Genomic DNA, 16,881 nt, shown 5'->3' with positions numbered 1-16,881 from the left:
CCCCTTATTTACGTTAAAGCGCCTTGATCTGCTTCGTAAGCTCCATAAACCGTTCGTCCAGTTCTTTATATTCTTTGTCTTTAGAAGTTAAAAAGCTTAATTTACCTAATACTTCTTGTCTCTCTGTTTCTAGTGTTAAACGTAGCTCTTCAATTTCATCTCTTGTTTTCGTAGGTTCTTCGAGCTGCTTTTGTATCGTATTGTTTAAAAACACAAGTTTTACGTTAGTTGTTTTCTCCAGAAAATATCGATCGTGAGAAACGATAATGAGTGTTCCATTATACTCAGCTAATGTATTTTCAAGCTGTTCACGTGAAGGTAGATCAAGGTGATTCGTTGGTTCGTCTAAAATAAGTACATCTTTTTCATCTAAAATATAAGCCATGAGCTTACATTTCACTCTTTCCCCCATACTCATATACTCAATTGGCTCTTTCCATTGAGTAGCTTGGAATCCTAAATGTTTCATTAAATTTTGGACTTTTCCTCTTTCTTCAAATGTCTCTTTATAAAATAAATCTTCTGGTGTTTTATCAAGCGGTAAATCAAATACTTCTTGTGTTAAATATCCAATGTTTGCTGATGGTGAAATCCATACTTCTCCTTCGGTAGTTTCTGTTCCCATAATCATCTTCAATAACGTTGTTTTCCCGCTACCATTTGCTCCAATCATCGCAACCTTCTCACCGTGCTGGATAGTAAAATTAACGTTTTCAAATAATATACGTTTATTAAATTCTTTCCGCAATTGTTTTACTTCTAAGAAACGTTTTCCTACTTTTTTACTCGCTTGAATGGAAAATTCAACTGAATACTCTTCTTTCACACGTTCTACCTTCGTTTTCTCCAGCTCTTTTTCGAGACGCTTTCGTTTCGATTTAACTTGCGCGTCCATTCGCTTCGCCTTTACACGATAAAATTCTTTCACTCCTTCTTGTTTTGTAGACTGTGCATGTGCCTTTTGTGACCATGAACTTAATTCTTTTATATGAGTTTCTACTTGTTCAATCTTTTTTTGTTGTTTTTCATATTCACGCTGTTGCGTCATTCTTTTACGCTCACGTGCTTTCATATAACTCGTATAATTCCCGCTATGGTCAATTAATTTCTTATCCTCAATTGACCATATTCTTGTTGCGACAACATCTAAAAAGTATCGATCATGCGATACGACGATAACTGTACCTTTCATATTTTTGATTTGTTTTATGAGAAATTCCGTACTCATCTCATCTAAATGATTTGTCGGTTCGTCTAATATTAAGACATTAGGATTTTCAGCAAATCCTTTTGCTAATCGAACTTTTAGCTTTTCACCACCACTTAAAGTTAGAAAATCGTTCGTTGGCACGCCCCATTTTGCAAGAAGTTCGGCTTCTTTTGCAATCATATCCTTACTAACAAAAAATTCTTTTTCTTGTTCAACATATGCTGTTGTCATATTCATTTGCATCCATTCAACAGTACCTTTTGATGGTTCAATTTTCCCATTTATTAATTGAAGTAACGTTGATTTACCAGCCCCGTTTTTACCGATTAATCCGATAACATCCCCTTGCCTTACTGTCACATTCATTTTCTCTAACAAAGTGTTTTCCTTTATTTCAACATAAACATCATTTAATTTTAATAGTTCTTTCATAATACCGATCCCTTTCATTAAGGGAGAATAAAAAAATCCTCCCAAATAAATTTGGCAGGATTAGTCGTTAAAATATTTATACCCAAATAAGCTATTGCGCAACATAAATAGCAATACCGTTGTATGGAAATTGGGCAGACTAATCCTATTTTTTAGAAATTGAAATTTATTTAATTTCAACATTTAAAAATAAGATTAGTTAATCATCGTCCACCCATCATTCCTTTCCGTCGTTAGTAACCATATTGTACCATGATAGTACTGTATGAGTAAATGCAATTATATGTGCTATTATAAAGATTGTTTTCTTCTAGGTCTATTTATCATTTCTTAACTTCAAATTGAACAAGCATACTTTATTTTAAGATTCCCCTAATAATCCCCTTCTAAGCACGCCCTCTTATATAAATTTTATATAACTGTATGATTAACTTTATATTATACATACTACATTTCAGTTTTTATAATAAAGTTATCATTTTTAAGGAGGGATTCTCCAATGGAATTTAGCAAACTCGGAAACAGTGGATTAACAGTAAGTAAGATTGCATATGGGAACTGGATAAACCATGGCGGAAAAGTAAATGAAGATACTGCAAATGAATGTGTGAAAGCCGCATTAGATGTTGGAATTACCACGTTCGATACTGCAGATGTTTATTCGGAAACTATTGCTGAGGAAATACTTGGTCGTTCTTTGAAAGGAATACGCCGAGAAAGTATAGAACTTTGTACAAAAGTATGCCATCCGACCGGACCCGGAAAAAATGATCGTGGATTATCACGAAAACATATTATAGAAAATTGTAATGCATCGTTACAACGGCTACATACAGACTACATTGATGTCTATTATGCACATCGATTCGATACAGCAACTCCTCTTGAAGAAACGATGTTAGCTTTCTCAGATCTTGTAAGACAAGGTAAAGTCCTTTATTTAGGCGTAAGTGAATGGACCTCGGAGCAAATTACACGCGGTGCAGCGCTTGCCCGAGAATTGAATATTCCTCTTATTGCTAGTCAGCCTCAATATTCGATGTTGTGGCGAGTGATCGAAACAGACATAATACCTACATGTCAACGTGAAGGACTTGGTCAAGTTGTTTGGTCTCCCCTCGCACAAGGCATTCTCACTGGAAAGTATCAACCGGGCAAACCAATCCCTACCCAATCACGAGCTAATTCAGATGCGGGAAAACCGTTTTTTAACAAACTCGTACAACGTTGGATGAGTAGTAATGTACTTAATGCTATACAAAAACTTAATCCTATTGCACAAGAAAATCATCTCACCCTACCTCAACTTGCAGTTGCTTGGGTACTACAAAATCCAGCTGTTTCCTCTGCTATTATTGGCGCTTCCAATCCGGAGCAAATAAGAGAAAATGTAATTGCTTCTAGTGTTACATTGTTACCTGAAATTATGGGTCAAATTGATAGTGTGCTAAAAGGTTTCATTGAGTATGATTCAAGTAAAACAGGTTGATTGATTAGTGACTTAACAATAAATATAGTATCTTTCCAAGTTCATTACTGCCCATCCATTCAAGATGGGCCTTTATTTTTCAAATTCAAATTGTGAAGTCTTATAAATCTCTCTAACAACTGCTAAAAAGTTCTCGAGTACGATAGACTTTTCATCTTGTCTCCATCCAGCGTATAAGTTTATCTCCGGTGTATGTTCCTGAATGTCTTTATACGTGACTCCCGATTTTTTATAACTTTCCACCGAAGATGGAACGACAGAAATCCCCATTCCTGCTGCAACTAAATTTACAATCGTCTGCATTTGAATTGCTTCTTGAACAATATTTAAACTTACTCCATGTTCCCAAAAGTAACTAATAATTAAATCATAAAAGTTAGTACCGAAATGACGAGGAAATAAAACAAATGATTCATCTACTAGTTCTCTAATAGGAATATTGGGTAACGAAACTAATGGGTGATCTTCATATAAAACCAATTTTAAACGTTCTTTAGAACAAACTTCAGAATACAATATTTCATTATTCTGCTTAGAACGAATAAATCCAATATGAATTTGTTTTTCATAAAGTGCCTTTACTTGCTGGTCTGTTGTCATCTCGCGTAATATAAGCTGAATTTTAGGAAACCGCTCTCGAAAGGTTTTTAATATGTTTATAACCGTTTCTGTAGAATCGACAAAACCGATGATTATATGTCCGATCTTCCCTTCATCCGCGAGCTGTGTTTCTTTAATGGTTCTATCTACTTGAAGTAACGTTTGTCGCGCACCTTCTAAAAAGATTTTCCCCGCATCAGTAAGTTCAACCATCCTTTTTGTCCTGTGAAGAAGTTGAACACCTAATTCTTCTTCCAACTTTCGAATTTCTTGACTTAAAGGCGGTTGTGCCATCATTAGACGTTCTGCCGCACGACTAAAGTTTAATTCTTCTGCCACCGTTATAAAATATTTCATTTTTCGAATATCCATTACAATCCCCCTAACATTCACAACTAGTAACAAAGCCCTCCTTCTAATAAATTATAAATAAAAATAGGAGGAAACTATATCAATTCCTTTTCGTTTCTTTTTTATCATAAATCATTTCGTAAAAATACGAGAGATTTATACTAAATTGAATTACATGTTTTGGGAAATTCCATTACTTTCATATATTATTTGATTTACCATTCTGTTGAGTAACGAGTACTTGATATTTTATTCATCTAATTATAAAAACAAAATGTTATTCGTTATCCAATAATCAATTATTGTTTTTCGATAAATCTTTATTGATTATACCCTTACAATAAGCTATTATATGTTTGTAGAAAATTTTAATGTAAGGATTGAATTTATGGACAGGACATTAAAAATCACAAAGTTAAATATGTTTTTAAGGATTTTTCTCATCCCGATTATAGTAGGGATTATTGTTGGTATACTAACTAAATTGGGGCAAGGTATACTTCCAGGACATTGGAATTCATTAGCTAATCTAGGAAGCGTTTGGTTAATTCCATCCTTTTTTGTGGCTAGCTTTAGTTATTCTAAGCGTACAGCTATACTTTCTGGTATCCTTGCACTACTCGGTATGGTATTAGGCTATTATGGTTATGCAATAGTTATTACAAATGTAGCTCACTCTATTTATTTTATATCTGTATGGATTGTATGTGCATTTATAGGAGGAACTATCTTTGGAATTGCAGGTTTTCTATGGAAAGATACTACAAATCCACTTCATAAATTCGGAAGCGCACTTATTAGTGGAGTTTTTGTAACGGATGGACTTCACATTCTTTTAAATTTTGAAGACTATAGTCACATGTTACCTGTTGGATATACCGAAGTGATAGTCGGGATTATATTGATTCTTGTATTAGAACGCTCTAATGCTAATCGAATTTCTTCTTTCTTAATGATGGTCCCTATCACTATTTTAGGATTAATTGGATATAAATTATTAAGTTTGTTTACTTAATTACAATACTGTATCATGAAAAAACAAAAGACAAATTCTATTATAATCTACAAAACATATTACGAATTCGAAAATTATATTTATTAATGTTGATACACTTATTCATAGGATGGATTCATAAAGCTATCTCTTTCAAAGGGATGGCTTTTTTCTTACAAAAATATTTATCAGCTTTTTATTAAATACTTCTAATTTAACAATCGTATTTATTAGTGTGTCATCATACATGCTAAGATGACCTTTTACCATTTCATATAATCACTATAAAATAAGGCTAAAAAACTTATCTCCAAAGTTCTTTAGCCTAGTTCACTTATTTACACATTAAAAAATATAATGCGTACAACGGTACCTTTACCAACTTCTGAATGGATTTCTACACTATGTCCTAATTGTTTCGTAATTTCATATACAAGATATAGCCCCATTCCAGTTGATTCTTTAAAATCTCTACCATTTTCTCCTGTAAAGAAAGGTTTAAACACTCTTGGTAAATCTTGCTTCGGAATTCCTACACCACTATCGATAATTTCAAGTATGACGTTATTACCTTCCTTACAAGCATTTACTTTAATCTTCTCTCTACTACCTGATGAATATTTAATCGCATTCGATAGTATTTGTCCAATTAAAAATTGTAACCATTTTGCATCACTTTCCACAGTAATACCCTTATCAATTTTAAGCTCTGGATATACAAAATTCCGGATAAAGAAGCGTTTATGTTCATGCACGGAATCATTCACTATTTTATGTAGCTGTACTTTTTCCACATAAAAATCTTGTGTAAATGCTTCTAAACGTGCGACATACAAAGCCATCTCTAACCCCTTTTTCAACCTATCTGTTTCCTCATTTATACTTTCAAAACGTGGGTCTACTTCATCCTGTGTAATTAATTCTATTACAGATAGAGGTGTTTTCATTTGATGTATCCACTGGTTCATAAAGGTTAAATGATCACTATTTTTTCTCTCTTGTATTTGCAGCTGATTTTGATAATGGCGATATTGCACCTCAAGTAGGTCTTGAAGCGCAGTAGATACAGCTGAAAAATCAGATTTTTGAACAGATTCATCCAAAGATTCAAGCGGATTTGCTAATCGTTCATAAAAAGAGCGATGTGTAAAGTAACGAAATACTAAATAACTCAACATAAAAAATGCACCTAAAAACATTGCATATAATGCCGTTGCAATGTGGTTATGCCCATCAAACCAATATACAAGAAATATGGCTAGTAGTTGGATTGCTGTAAAACAAATAAGTGGTATATGATCTCGAATAAACAATCTTATCATTTTTCCATACCAGTATCCCAAGTAATATGTAATCTATAACCGACACTACGAATCGTTTCAATCGCATCTTCAATCTGTAACGTTTTTAACTTTTTACGAACACGAGTTGTATTTACGCTTAAAGTATTATCGTCAACATAAGATTCGCTATCCCATAATTTATTTAATAACACTTCTCTACCCACAACACGCGGATAATTTTTCATTAACATCTCTAATAAAATAGCTTCATTTCTTGTTATATCAATCTCTTGATTCTTAAGCTTTAATACAAGCCTTTCGGGATATAAACAAAGACCGTGTTGCTCAACCATCCGCTCTTCTACTTTCGGTGCATAATCTCCGTAAGCACGTCTTAAATGACTACGAATTTTAGCCATTACAACTTCGTAATGGAATGGCTTTGAAATAAAATCATCGCCACCGTTTTCAAGCGCCATAACTTGATCCATCGTGCCTTCACGAGCCGAAATAAATAGTATCGGACATGTAGAAACTCCGCGAATTTGACGACACCAATAGTAACCATCAAAACTTGGTAAATTAATATCTAATAAAACTAACTCTGGTTGTTCTTCTAAAAAAATGTTTAATACATTTTGAAAATCCGATACAATAATTCCTTCGTATCCATATTTCGCGACATGTGTTGATAATAGTTCTGCAATTTTCATATCGTCTTCTACAATCATAATTTTAACCATGTGATTACTCCTTTTTCGATTCACAATCTTATATTCAATTATATAAAATAAATACTACCTTTTTTTATATAATCCGTAAATCAAAAAAGGATACTTTTATACAACAGCATCCTTCTTCTATTATTTCTTATTTAATATAAAATTCACTCAAAGTAAATCCCAATTGCTCCACATAATTCATACCTAATTCCATCCGAGCAGTCTTCAGCGGATCCACAACTTGGCAAATTTTCAAATTACCTGCAGCAGATAATAAAAGCGTTGCATCAGCTTTAGACATTTCTAATTCTTCATGTAAAAATGTCACCATATTACGTACAGCGCGATTCGCTGCATCATCTAACAATTTCTCTGAAGCAATCGTCATTACTTTTTCTTTTTGGATAGCCATTGGTAGTGACCATTTCTTTCCTTTTATAACTTGAACTGTTACGGTTACCTCACCAGCAACCTCTACTCCACTAACACCAATTTCACCATCACCCATAGCCGCGTGTAAATCACCTAATGCTAATAGAGCACCAGGAACATTTACAGGTAATAGTAATGTTGTCCCTTCTTTTATTTCTTTACAGTCCATATTACCGCCGTGATCATGCGGAGTGCCACATGAAATACTCTCTTCTTTCGGTGCAGTACCAATAACACCAATCATTGGATTAATCGGAATTTGTAGTTCATTTGAAAACAAAACATGTTCATTATGTATTGGGACAATTTTCACTGTATTTTCGTTTAAATCTTCACCCATTACGCCAAGATTCGTTCCTGTAGTTAAAACACCTTGCTCTGCAATTTTAATCTGTTCAATCGATACGACTAAAATATCACCGGGTTCTGCACCATTAATAAATACTGGACCAGTCGCTGGATTAATTCGGTCCCAATCTAATTCTTGAAAAGCAACATTTTCAGAATCAATTTGATTTTCAAAGCAATCATATGTTTCAAATACAAGACGACTCCCTACTTCTACTTCCATACAAGGCTGATTATCTGGTGACATTGCGTAAACGATATGTTCTTTATGAATGCGATTCATGTTATCTCTCCCTTTTTATATTACTCCACAATTATTAATTAGCTTTTTTCGTAAAAGCTCCTTTTAATATTTATTGATATTTACATATAGAAAAGCACATAGCTTATTTTCATACATACACTCTTTACTATAACAGGTAAAGAAAGGTGGTAGCACTATGCCCCTTATTCCATATAACGAAAGCGATGTTGATTTGCTAGCTCGATTAATTCGTGCTGAAGCTGAAGGAGAAGGTCGACAAGGTGAACAACTTGTTGGCTGCGTAGTAGTAAATCGTGTATTTTGTGATTGCTTAGATTTCAAACAACTTCGATCTGTACGTGATGCAGTATATCAAAGTCCCGGTGGATTTGAAGCAGTGCAATACGGATATTTTTATCAGCGTGCTCGCGAATCAGAAAAAGATATCGCAAGAAAAGTTTTACAAGGTGAATGGCGCTGGCCAGCACGATGGGCTCTTTGGTATTTTCGTCCAACTGGAGCTTGTCCACCTGAATGGTATAACCAACCGTTTGCAGGGCAATTTAAAAGTCATTGTTTTTATGAACCTCGTGGTGATGAATGTCCAAAAATGTATTCACGATAGCAAAATTTGAAACGCAAGTACTTAAATCTCTGAGTACTTGCGTTTCTTTTAGATTGTTTAGAAATCTAATAATGCGATGAACTTTTCAACTCCCACAACATGTATTAATAACGGTATACGTGGGCCGCTAGACTGATTCATAATGAGCCTATATATAATCAAAAACAATTGTTTTTGATTTTCTTTCATTATTTTTTTATTTTCATGATGACAAATTGAATACAAATTTTCCATTAAGTTAGAGTAATCTTTATTAGAACGAAGTATTTTGCAAACTTCTACTAACCATTCTTTCTGTCTTTCATCTAATGTGTTGTAAAACTCTGTATTTCTCTCTAGATTTACCGCAATTAATTTTTCAGATTGAAAGTTTCTTATCCAATACTCTGCGCGGTTACATATCGCTATCATAGCATCTAATGTATAACTTCTATCTATTTTTTCTAATGTATCTTGTAAAATAGATGCATCAAAATTTAATAGTGGTAACGTTCCTGCTACTTGGTTAAATTTCGGATATTCTTTAAACCCACTATCAACTCTAGAGAATTTAATTGCATCAAATAAATCTTCATTTTTGAGCATTTTATTCTCATAACTATCTTTCAATCGTTCATATTCCGTATAATTGCGAATCACATCTTCATCAAGACCGATATGAAAAGCTGCGTTTGGTCTATATTTAGCAAACATGAAAAGAATCACTTCTGGTAAATACACTTTTAACAACTCACTAGGTGTAATACTATTCCCTGAAGAACTAGACATTTTTTCATGATGCCCTTTTATTCCTATGAAATCATACGCAACGTAATGAGGAGCTTCACGATTAAATATTTCTTTTGCGATTTCCTTGGATACATTATAACTACCCGTTTCCGATGAATGATCTCTTCCACCCGGTTCAAAAATAACATCCTCTATCATCCACCTCATCGGCCAATCGATTTTCCAATTCAGTTTCATTTTATTTGTATTTAATACTGATAATTCATTTTGATTTCCACATACACATTCATACTGAACTGATTTTAATGCTTCATCGAAATGTGTAATCGTTGTTGCATCTTTCCCGCATTTTTCACAATATAATGTAACTGGATAAAAGCTCTCTCGCTCTTCTTCACTACACTCTCCAGTTTTAAAACCCATTAAAATATCATATATTTCTTTTCTTTTATATAAAGACTCGAATATATTTTCGTTATACCTTCTGCTTCTATATTCAGCATGTTGATTTATGAATTCCACTTCAATTCCAAATGCTTGAAGAGATTTCTCAAACTCTTTTTCAAAATGCTCTGCATACGAATTATGACAGCCATATGGATCTGGAATATCACAGTACGGCATACCAATATATTTTGCAAAAGATGGATCAATATTTTTAGGAACTTTTCTAAATCTATCATAATCATCCCATGAGAATATAAAACGAGTCTTTTTCCCTAAATCTTGTAGTGCTCTTACCACGAAATACGTCGTTATTATTTCACGGAAGTTCCCGATATGAACAGAACCAGATGGACTTATTCCAGATGCGCAAACAAACGTTTCTTTGTTTGGATGTTTTCTAATTAATTCATGTGCTACTTCATACGCCCAATGCATATGTTACTCACCTCAATTATTATTTGTTTTCACATTTTCAAATTTATGCAATAAAAAAACTCCCACCCCCAAGATTATTCATCTTGAGGACGAGAGTTGTTAGCTTCGCGGTACCACCTCAGTTTGTTAATACGTCGCCATATTAACCTCTTCAGGTACGGCAAAATATGCTTATACCCTATCTCTATAACGGGAGAACCCGTCGCACCATCCCTAAACAAATTAGTTCCTTGCGCAGCTCCAAGTCTTTTTTCATTAAGATGTATACCGCTCTTTCTCAGCTACCAGAGCTCTCTGTACGTATTCTTTCTTAACTACTCTTCTCTTCTATGCCATTTTAAATATTAGTTTTTTCATATGATAATTTATAATACTTTTATTGTCAAACTTTTCCGGATAAAAAGACTATCTAAATAAATGCTTTATTGCTTCTAATTGAATTTTATGACTACATTCATCACAACAATATGTCCCTTTCGGTTTCTCTTTAAATCGCTTATATTTTTCGCTTCCTTCGTATACACGGAATATATTTTTACAAGAAAAGCAAACAATTTCATAAAACATCATATGCATTTTCCTCTCCATGTTTATCCATTTTTTAATCACTTGAGAAAATCAGTTTTCCAAAGTACAAATCTTAATATCTTCTGACTAAAGGTTTACCTCTATTCTTATCGAATTATATAAATATCTTATAAAGCGAGGTGAACATCTTGATCAGTAATATAGAATTAGTTTTAGATGCCAAAGCAAGTTTAGCTGAAGGGCCATGTTGGAATGAAAATAAACAACTTTTATACTGGGTTGATATTATGGAGAAACAATTATGCATATTTAATCCTACTACTAATACAAACCGAGTAATCGCTCTTAATCAACAAATCGGCTGTGTTGTTCCATATTTAGAAGACGTACTACTCCTAGCTATGGAAAATGGCTTTTATTCTATTCATGTAAAAACAGAAAAACTGACACATATTTTTGACCCTGAACCACATTTATTTGAAAATCGTTTTAACGATGGAAAATGCGATCCAGCAGGACGTTTTTGGGCAGGTACTACAGATACATACGGTATTAATGCTGCAGGTTCCTTGTATTGTTTAAATAATAATTTAAGTGTCGAGAAAAAAATTGCACATGTAAATACATCAAATGGCATTGCTTGGTCACCTGATTATACATACCTTTATTTTATTGATACACCTACTAAAAAAGTAGTTCGTTTTCATTATGATATAAGTACTGGAGAAATTCGTAATCCAAATGATGTAATCATTTTCCCTGAAAATGACGGTCTACCTGATGGTATGACAATAGACGAAGAAGGTTGTTTATGGATTGCACATTGGGGCGGTTCAAAGATTACTAGGTGGAACCCTTTAACTGGAGAGCAAATATTAAGTATCCCAATCCCAGCGTTATATGTAACCTCGTGTACATTTGGAGGGCCTAATTTAACAGATTTATATGTTACAACAGCCAGAACAAGAATGACAAATAACGAATTAAAACAATATCCACATGCTGGTGGTATTTTTCGAATTCAAACGAATATAAAAGGTTGTCCTACCCATTCATTTCGCAATAATAATATTGGAGCTGAAACTATATGAACCGTATCGATTACATAAGACACGAAGAAAAGAAATATCATGACCTTTGCTATGAACAATATAAACTATTCGAAACTGGCTCTTGGCTTTACAAACCGGTTAAAACAGTTATGGACTTAATGGAGTACTTTGAAGGACAAAATAACTTACAAGTGCTTGATCTCGGCTCTGGCGTTGGAAGAAATGGTATTCCAATTGCACAAAAGATACAAAATGGTAGTGGTACTGTTACTTGTGTGGACTTACTGGATTCCGCTTTAACAAAATTACAAACGTATAGTAAAGAACATGATGTATTTCAAGTCATACAAACAGAACAAGCAGCAATTGAAAACTACTACATCCAACCTGATACTTATGATTATATCGTTGCAGTTTCAAGTTTAGAGCATGTCAAATCAGAAGAAGATTTAAAAAACGTGCTCCATTCTATGAAAAAAGGTACAAAAGCTGGTGGTATCAATTGTTTCATTATTAACTCGAACATACAAGAAATAGACTTACATACGAATGAGAAATTAGATGCTTTAATTGAAATTAACCTTCCTACTGAAGATATGATATATCTATTAAAAAGCATTTATAAGGAATGGAAAGAAATTAAAGTTGAAGTAAAAGAATTAGTCTATAATATTGTTCGCGATGAAAGGCATATTCAATTAAATACAAATGCTATAACATTTGTTTTTCAGAAATAAAACTATAAAAGGTAAGGTTTTCCCCTCATATATTCATAGAAACACCCTTACCTTTCAATCATAAATTCTTTATAAAATTGCTTCGTTATTAGTTTTAGCTTTTTCTAAAACATTATTTTTATTAGAAATACTATTCAGCTATTAATTGAATTCATTCATTTATCAATAATTGCTTGTCGAGCTTTTTCTTTATCATCAAATTGAATAGTCGAATCCTTTAAAATTTGATACGTTTCATGCCCCTTCCCAGCAATTAAAACGATATCATTAGAAGATGCCATGTTTATTGCATGTTTTATAGCCAGTTCACGATCTACTTCTACTTTATAATTCAAATTATTATTCTGTGAAAATCCTTTTTCAATATCTTTCATTATTGCATAAGGGTCTTCTGAACGTGGATTATCAGAAGTAATATAAACAAAATCACTATAACTTCCAGCAATTTCACCCATTATAGATCGTTTTTTTGCATCTCTATCTCCACCGCAACCGAAAACAGTAATAATTTTACCTTTTGAAAACTCGCTAATTGTAGAGAGGACATTTTCTAACGCATCGGGTGTATGAGCATAGTCCACAATTACAAGGAAATCTTGATTTTCGTCTATGATTTCCATTCTACCTCCAATGCTCTTTACATGAGATAAACTGTCACTAATGTTTGTAAGCGGAATACCTTCAACCAATGCAGCTGTTATTGCTGCTAATGCATTATAAACATTAAAATGGCCTACTAGATTTAGATTGATTTCTTTTTCCCCATTAAATGTAGAAACTAAAAACTGAATTCCTTTTGGGCTTAAAGTTATGTTCTTCGCTTGAACATCCGCTCCTTTATGTATCCCATACGTAATCACTTCAGCAGAAGTAACTTTTTTAAAGTATTCTACTGATGGATCATCTGCATTCAAAATAGCAATTTTTTTATCTGTAGTAGAAAAATCATTTCCTAATCTAGAAAATAGAAGACCTTTTACATGCTTATATTCCTCAAATGTTCCATGGTAATCCAAATGATCTTGCGTTAAATTTGTGAAAACAGCTATTTTAAAGTTACATCCTTTAACTCTCTCCATATGTAAGCCTTGTGACGTAACTTCCATAACACAATAATCTGTATTATGATTTTTCATCTTCTGCAAATTCCGTTGAAGTGTTGGAGGTTCTTGCGTATTAATTTCAGTCGGATACCATTTCGAACCAACTTTCACTCCGTTATTCCCCATGAGCCCTGTTTGAAATCCATAGTCAGTTAAAATTTTTTCAATTAAATAGGAAGTAGTCGTTTTACCATTAGTTCCTGTAATTCCAATTAGCTTCATTTTATTAGATGGATAACCATAGAAATGTGACGCAATAACTGCGATAGCATACCTAGCATCTTTTACAATTATTTTAGGTATTTCAATGTTTACATCTCTTTCTACAATTAACGCCACAGCTCCATTTTTCACTGCATCTTCAACAAATTGATGTCGATCTTCAAGAAAACCATCAATACCTGATACACATATAAAAAGATTTCCGCTAGTGATCTTTCTAGAATCCATTTCTAATCCCGTAATTTCTACATTCATATTCCCAATGGTATCTTTAATCAATAACAAATCCGCCAGCTCTTTTAGTTTCAAATCCCTCGCCCCCTTACACATTTACCCTACTTATTTTACCACTTCATATAAAATAATGGTTTAAAATTCCATATCAGTCGAACGAATTTTAATTATCTTCAATATACATAAATAAAAGAGCACTTGTTTCCGCAAGTGCTCTTTTTGGGGATTTTGAGATATCCTATTAAAGAAAGTTAAGGTTACTTAAAGTTAATAGGTATTTCTATTATATGCTTGTCCTTTTTATTTGTGCATTATCAATATATAAACATTTTTAATAATATTTAATAACTATTAATTATAGTTATTTTTTACATTTTATCATTAAGAAATTAATTGAAGGCTTATTTACTATGTTCTTATTTGGTTCGTCAATTTCTGAAACTTGTACTAGTCCATATTTATTAAAATCTTGTTTTACAGATTCAGAATCATAGAAGAACATTTTTACGCCTTCCATTACCTCATAATAGTCTTTATCCAACTGTTTTCCTTTTCCATACATTGGCGCTTTTTTAGAAACTGTTGTAAAAACCAAATACCCGCCTGGTTTTAACTGATTATAACAATCTTTAATAAATTTCTCTCGCTCCTGCTTATTCAACAAATGGAGAAGTGCATGACTAAATATCCCATCATATAGTTTATTATCAAAAGGCATCTCGTTTACTGAGCCATGATACATACTAACATCTTCTAGCCCGTTTTCTCTTGCTAAATCGATGGCTGTTTTTGAAATTTCAATACCTGTTACATTTATACCATTTTCGATAAACACCTTTGCATTTCTTCCATATCCAATACCCGGAACTAATATGTCCTTAACGTTCTTTTCCACAAAAAAATCTTTTGTCAAAATTGCAGATTCAGTAGGTTCAAATCCCCACATTGTTTGTTTCTCAATAAAACTTGATTCCCAAAATTCCATTTTATTTTTATCTCCTTATTCTTATCTCATGCATAGCATCACATGAAAGACCTATTAATTTTTTACGCTGCTTTTTCCCCCACAGTCACTATAGGTCCATTGAATATAGCATATTAATAAGCCTATATCTAATTTAAAGATTGGCTGAATATCTATTCTAATTATTAACCATTACGTTTAGAGAAAATATAAAAAAGCTAATACTTCCGTTGTATTATTGGCTTTTCTAAAGAGAAATTATTTTTTTATTTTGTGCTGATCTAATATTTTTTCTAGCATTTCTAAAGTTATCGGTTGAGCTTTCTCTATTAATCGATAACCAATACGTCCATTCGGTTCGGCTGTAACTTGCTGTAAACTCTTCAAATCATGAATTCCTTTTTCTCTTAATTGCATATATAGTTGTTGTTCTGACATTTTTGCCTTTATCAAGTTCACTTTTATAATCTCACCGTTTTCAACAATTACAAAGCTACTGCCATTTAGGAATTGTTCCGCCTTCCTTGATTTCAGTTCAAAGAAATGAATGATAAAAAGTACGCTTGCAAATATTACAGCTGCAAATATAGATGGGATCACTTTCCTACTTAATACAGGCTCTACAATAATACGTGCAATTGATACTACTATAATGATTTCTGCTCTTGTCATTTGGCTAACAGATTTACTCCCTGTCATTTTTAATGCAAGAATCCCAGTGAGAATTAAAATAATGCTTTCAGCAATAATATGCATAATAGCCCAATCCTTTAATGGTAAATGTTATTAGCATTCCCATTTCATATAGCATTCTAAATGAATTTTAATTAAACTTTTTGTGAAAATCATACTTACATATTCTGAAAAGAATCTATTTTGATCAATCTTCCATTGCCCCAAAAATAAAAAGCACCCGAATGGATGCGTATAGATTAAACTAATTCATTATTACTTTCTCCACTTTTATCATCAACTGATTTCAAGTCTAACATGCTGCCTATATCAGGTGGTAAAGCTAACTCTATACCAGCTACTGGTTGATTCTCTTCATTAAACCATTGTTTCTTAAATTTACTCAATGCTTCACTTTTCTTTTTCTCATCCATATTAGCCCGCCTTTTATGTACATGATATTAAACACTTTACTTAATATGTACATTGAGAAAGATAATATACTATTTGTTCATAATGAAAGAGCAAAAAAACTTCTTTGTTTACACAAAACGTTGCACCTGTAAAAAATCCCTATAGTTGTTATCCCTCGTTTTATTATCATATTCATGACGAAACATACGTGAGCTATGTGACATGTACATGATCATTTTATTCATATGAGACAAATACTTTTAAGGGGGTAATTATCCCTTCACTCAATTCTTCAAAACATTTTTCAAGAGCAGTATAATGAATCTCATATTGAAAAATCTCTTCTATCCATGGTGTTCTTTCTATCTGATTAAAAAACCAATCTGCATGTTTTTGATAATCATATCCGTCACTTGAACCAATGATCTGCAATTCTTTTCGTTGAACTACCCCCACTTAACACTCTAACGAGCTGTTTGAAGTGGGGGATTCCTACGAACACCAAGGTATCCCTCAGTTTTATGAGTAGGCAATCCCCGTAATCCCTACGGTTAGGAGCCTTATGGCCTCTTTTCTCAGATTTTCCGCTGCGTTCACATCTCTATCATGATACA

Annotated in this window: 16 protein-coding genes, 1 pseudogene and 1 other annotated feature; of the genes and pseudogenes, 5 read left to right on the top strand and 12 right to left on the bottom strand. The window is 33.0% G+C overall.

Features of this window, described 5'->3' with window-relative positions:
- Positions 1–13: 13 nt before the first annotated feature.
- The gene (abc-f, locus tag FOT98_RS22120) at positions 14–1,642 is read right to left on the bottom strand and encodes a ribosomal protection-like ABC-F family protein (RefSeq protein WP_063260591.1); all 1,629 of its coding nucleotides are present in this window, start codon (positions 1,640–1,642) and stop codon (positions 14–16) included.
- Positions 1,643–2,141: 499 nt separating this feature from the next.
- On the opposite strand from abc-f, the gene FOT98_RS22115 reads away from it, so the two are divergent.
- On the top strand, positions 2,142–3,131 hold the full coding sequence (locus FOT98_RS22115) for an aldo/keto reductase family protein (protein WP_063260574.1): 990 nt from the start codon (positions 2,142–2,144) through the stop codon (positions 3,129–3,131).
- 72 nt (positions 3,132–3,203) lie between these two features.
- Here FOT98_RS22115 and FOT98_RS22110 read toward each other — a convergent pair whose 3' ends face one another.
- Positions 3,204–4,103 carry a LysR substrate-binding domain-containing protein gene (locus FOT98_RS22110; RefSeq protein ID WP_063260573.1) on the bottom strand — a complete coding sequence of 300 codons (900 nt, stop codon included), beginning with the start codon at positions 4,101–4,103 and terminating at the stop codon, positions 3,204–3,206.
- A gap of 367 nt (positions 4,104–4,470) precedes the next feature.
- Here FOT98_RS22110 and FOT98_RS22105 point away from each other — a divergent pair, with 367 nt between their 5' ends.
- The gene (locus FOT98_RS22105; protein WP_063260572.1) at positions 4,471–5,097 is read left to right on the top strand and encodes a DUF6518 family protein; all 627 of its coding nucleotides are present in this window, start codon (positions 4,471–4,473) and stop codon (positions 5,095–5,097) included.
- Between the two features lie 317 nt (positions 5,098–5,414).
- Here the strand turns inward: FOT98_RS22105 and FOT98_RS22100 are convergent, their stop codons facing one another.
- From FOT98_RS22100 to FOT98_RS22090, 3 genes are all read right to left on the bottom strand, one after another.
- Positions 5,415–6,398: a sensor histidine kinase gene (locus tag FOT98_RS22100; RefSeq protein WP_063260571.1), complete on the bottom strand. Its 984-nt coding sequence runs from the start codon at positions 6,396–6,398 to the stop codon at positions 5,415–5,417.
- Entirely contained in the window at positions 6,395–7,102 is a 708-nt protein-coding gene (locus tag FOT98_RS22095) for a response regulator transcription factor (protein WP_061680220.1), read from the bottom strand. The genes FOT98_RS22100 and FOT98_RS22095 overlap by 4 nt, the downstream gene beginning before the upstream one ends.
- A 127-nt stretch (positions 7,103–7,229) precedes the next feature.
- A complete protein-coding gene (locus FOT98_RS22090) occupies positions 7,230–8,144 on the bottom strand; it encodes an acetamidase/formamidase family protein (RefSeq protein WP_063260570.1) in 915 nt (304 codons plus the stop codon).
- A 157-nt stretch (positions 8,145–8,301) separates the two neighbouring features.
- Between FOT98_RS22090 and FOT98_RS22085 the strand changes: the two genes are divergently transcribed.
- Positions 8,302–8,730 (top strand): cell wall hydrolase, encoded by a 429-nt coding sequence (locus tag FOT98_RS22085; RefSeq protein WP_048529870.1) that lies wholly within the window; start codon positions 8,302–8,304, stop codon positions 8,728–8,730.
- Positions 8,731–8,787: 57 nt separating this feature from the next.
- On the opposite strand, the gene lysS is transcribed toward FOT98_RS22085, so the two are convergent.
- Positions 8,788–10,341, bottom strand: coding sequence for a lysine--tRNA ligase (lysS, locus tag FOT98_RS22080; RefSeq protein WP_063260569.1), 1,554 nt, complete (start codon positions 10,339–10,341; stop codon positions 8,788–8,790).
- A gap of 82 nt (positions 10,342–10,423) precedes the next feature.
- Positions 10,424–10,680: a binding site (T-box leader), on the bottom strand.
- A gap of 66 nt (positions 10,681–10,746) precedes the next feature.
- Positions 10,747–10,917 (bottom strand): DUF2197 domain-containing protein, encoded by a 171-nt coding sequence (locus FOT98_RS22075; protein WP_064774857.1) that lies wholly within the window; start codon positions 10,915–10,917, stop codon positions 10,747–10,749.
- Between the two features lie 140 nt (positions 10,918–11,057).
- Here FOT98_RS22075 and FOT98_RS22070 point away from each other — a divergent pair, with 140 nt between their 5' ends.
- Together FOT98_RS22070 and FOT98_RS22065 are read left to right on the top strand one after the other, a co-directional pair.
- Positions 11,058–11,960 (top strand): SMP-30/gluconolactonase/LRE family protein, encoded by a 903-nt coding sequence (locus FOT98_RS22070; RefSeq protein WP_063260568.1) that lies wholly within the window; start codon positions 11,058–11,060, stop codon positions 11,958–11,960.
- On the top strand, positions 11,957–12,658 hold the full coding sequence (locus tag FOT98_RS22065) for a class I SAM-dependent methyltransferase (RefSeq protein WP_063260567.1): 702 nt from the start codon (positions 11,957–11,959) through the stop codon (positions 12,656–12,658). The genes FOT98_RS22070 and FOT98_RS22065 overlap by 4 nt, the downstream gene beginning before the upstream one ends.
- 155 nt (positions 12,659–12,813) lie before the next feature.
- Here FOT98_RS22065 and FOT98_RS22060 read toward each other — a convergent pair whose 3' ends face one another.
- From FOT98_RS22060 to FOT98_RS22045, 5 genes and pseudogenes are all read right to left on the bottom strand, one after another.
- Positions 12,814–14,292: a UDP-N-acetylmuramoyl-L-alanyl-D-glutamate--2,6-diaminopimelate ligase gene (locus FOT98_RS22060; protein WP_063260566.1), complete on the bottom strand. Its 1,479-nt coding sequence runs from the start codon at positions 14,290–14,292 to the stop codon at positions 12,814–12,816.
- A 286-nt stretch (positions 14,293–14,578) separates the two neighbouring features.
- Positions 14,579–15,202: a class I SAM-dependent methyltransferase gene (locus tag FOT98_RS22055; protein WP_063260565.1), complete on the bottom strand. Its 624-nt coding sequence runs from the start codon at positions 15,200–15,202 to the stop codon at positions 14,579–14,581.
- 237 nt (positions 15,203–15,439) lie between these two features.
- Positions 15,440–15,937, bottom strand: coding sequence for a DUF421 domain-containing protein (locus FOT98_RS22050; RefSeq protein ID WP_063260564.1), 498 nt, complete (start codon positions 15,935–15,937; stop codon positions 15,440–15,442).
- A 176-nt stretch (positions 15,938–16,113) separates the two neighbouring features.
- On the bottom strand, positions 16,114–16,287 hold the full coding sequence (locus FOT98_RS32500) for a hypothetical protein (protein WP_080467548.1): 174 nt from the start codon (positions 16,285–16,287) through the stop codon (positions 16,114–16,116).
- 217 nt (positions 16,288–16,504) lie between these two features.
- Positions 16,505–16,708, bottom strand: a pseudogene (locus FOT98_RS22045) (alcohol dehydrogenase); the annotation flags it as partial.
- Positions 16,709–16,881 lie beyond the last annotated feature (173 nt).

The sequence above is a fragment of the Bacillus sp. HY001 genome (assembly GCF_007558965.1).
Classification (GTDB): Bacteria; Bacillota; Bacilli; order Bacillales; family Bacillaceae_G; genus Bacillus_A; species Bacillus_A mobilis.
Note: the sequence above shows the minus strand (reverse complement) of the source record. Positions and strands in the feature narration are given on the sequence as shown.

Bases quoted from the DNA above. Each gene is read 5' to 3' on its own strand.
- abc-f (WP_063260591.1), bottom strand. From the start codon at position 1,642: ATGAAAGAACTATTAAAATTAAATGATGTTTATGTTGAAATAAAGGAA.
- FOT98_RS22115 (WP_063260574.1), top strand. From the start codon at position 2,142: ATGGAATTTAGCAAACTCGGAAACAGTGGATTAACAGTAAGTAAGATT.
- FOT98_RS22110 (WP_063260573.1), bottom strand. From the start codon at position 4,103: ATGGATATTCGAAAAATGAAATATTTTATAACGGTGGCAGAAGAATTA.
- FOT98_RS22105 (WP_063260572.1), top strand. From the start codon at position 4,471: ATGGACAGGACATTAAAAATCACAAAGTTAAATATGTTTTTAAGGATT.
- FOT98_RS22100 (WP_063260571.1), bottom strand. From the start codon at position 6,398: ATGATAAGATTGTTTATTCGAGATCATATACCACTTATTTGTTTTACA.
- FOT98_RS22095 (WP_061680220.1), bottom strand. From the start codon at position 7,102: ATGGTTAAAATTATGATTGTAGAAGACGATATGAAAATTGCAGAACTA.
- FOT98_RS22090 (WP_063260570.1), bottom strand. From the start codon at position 8,144: ATGAATCGCATTCATAAAGAACATATCGTTTACGCAATGTCACCAGAT.
- FOT98_RS22085 (WP_048529870.1), top strand. From the start codon at position 8,302: ATGCCCCTTATTCCATATAACGAAAGCGATGTTGATTTGCTAGCTCGA.
- lysS (WP_063260569.1), bottom strand. From the start codon at position 10,341: ATGCATTGGGCGTATGAAGTAGCACATGAATTAATTAGAAAACATCCA.
- FOT98_RS22075 (WP_064774857.1), bottom strand. From the start codon at position 10,917: ATGCATATGATGTTTTATGAAATTGTTTGCTTTTCTTGTAAAAATATA.
- FOT98_RS22065 (WP_063260567.1), top strand. From the start codon at position 11,957: ATGAACCGTATCGATTACATAAGACACGAAGAAAAGAAATATCATGAC.
- FOT98_RS22055 (WP_063260565.1), bottom strand. From the start codon at position 15,202: ATGGAATTTTGGGAATCAAGTTTTATTGAGAAACAAACAATGTGGGGA.
- FOT98_RS22050 (WP_063260564.1), bottom strand. From the start codon at position 15,937: ATGCATATTATTGCTGAAAGCATTATTTTAATTCTCACTGGGATTCTT.
- FOT98_RS32500 (WP_080467548.1), bottom strand. From the start codon at position 16,287: ATGGATGAGAAAAAGAAAAGTGAAGCATTGAGTAAATTTAAGAAACAA.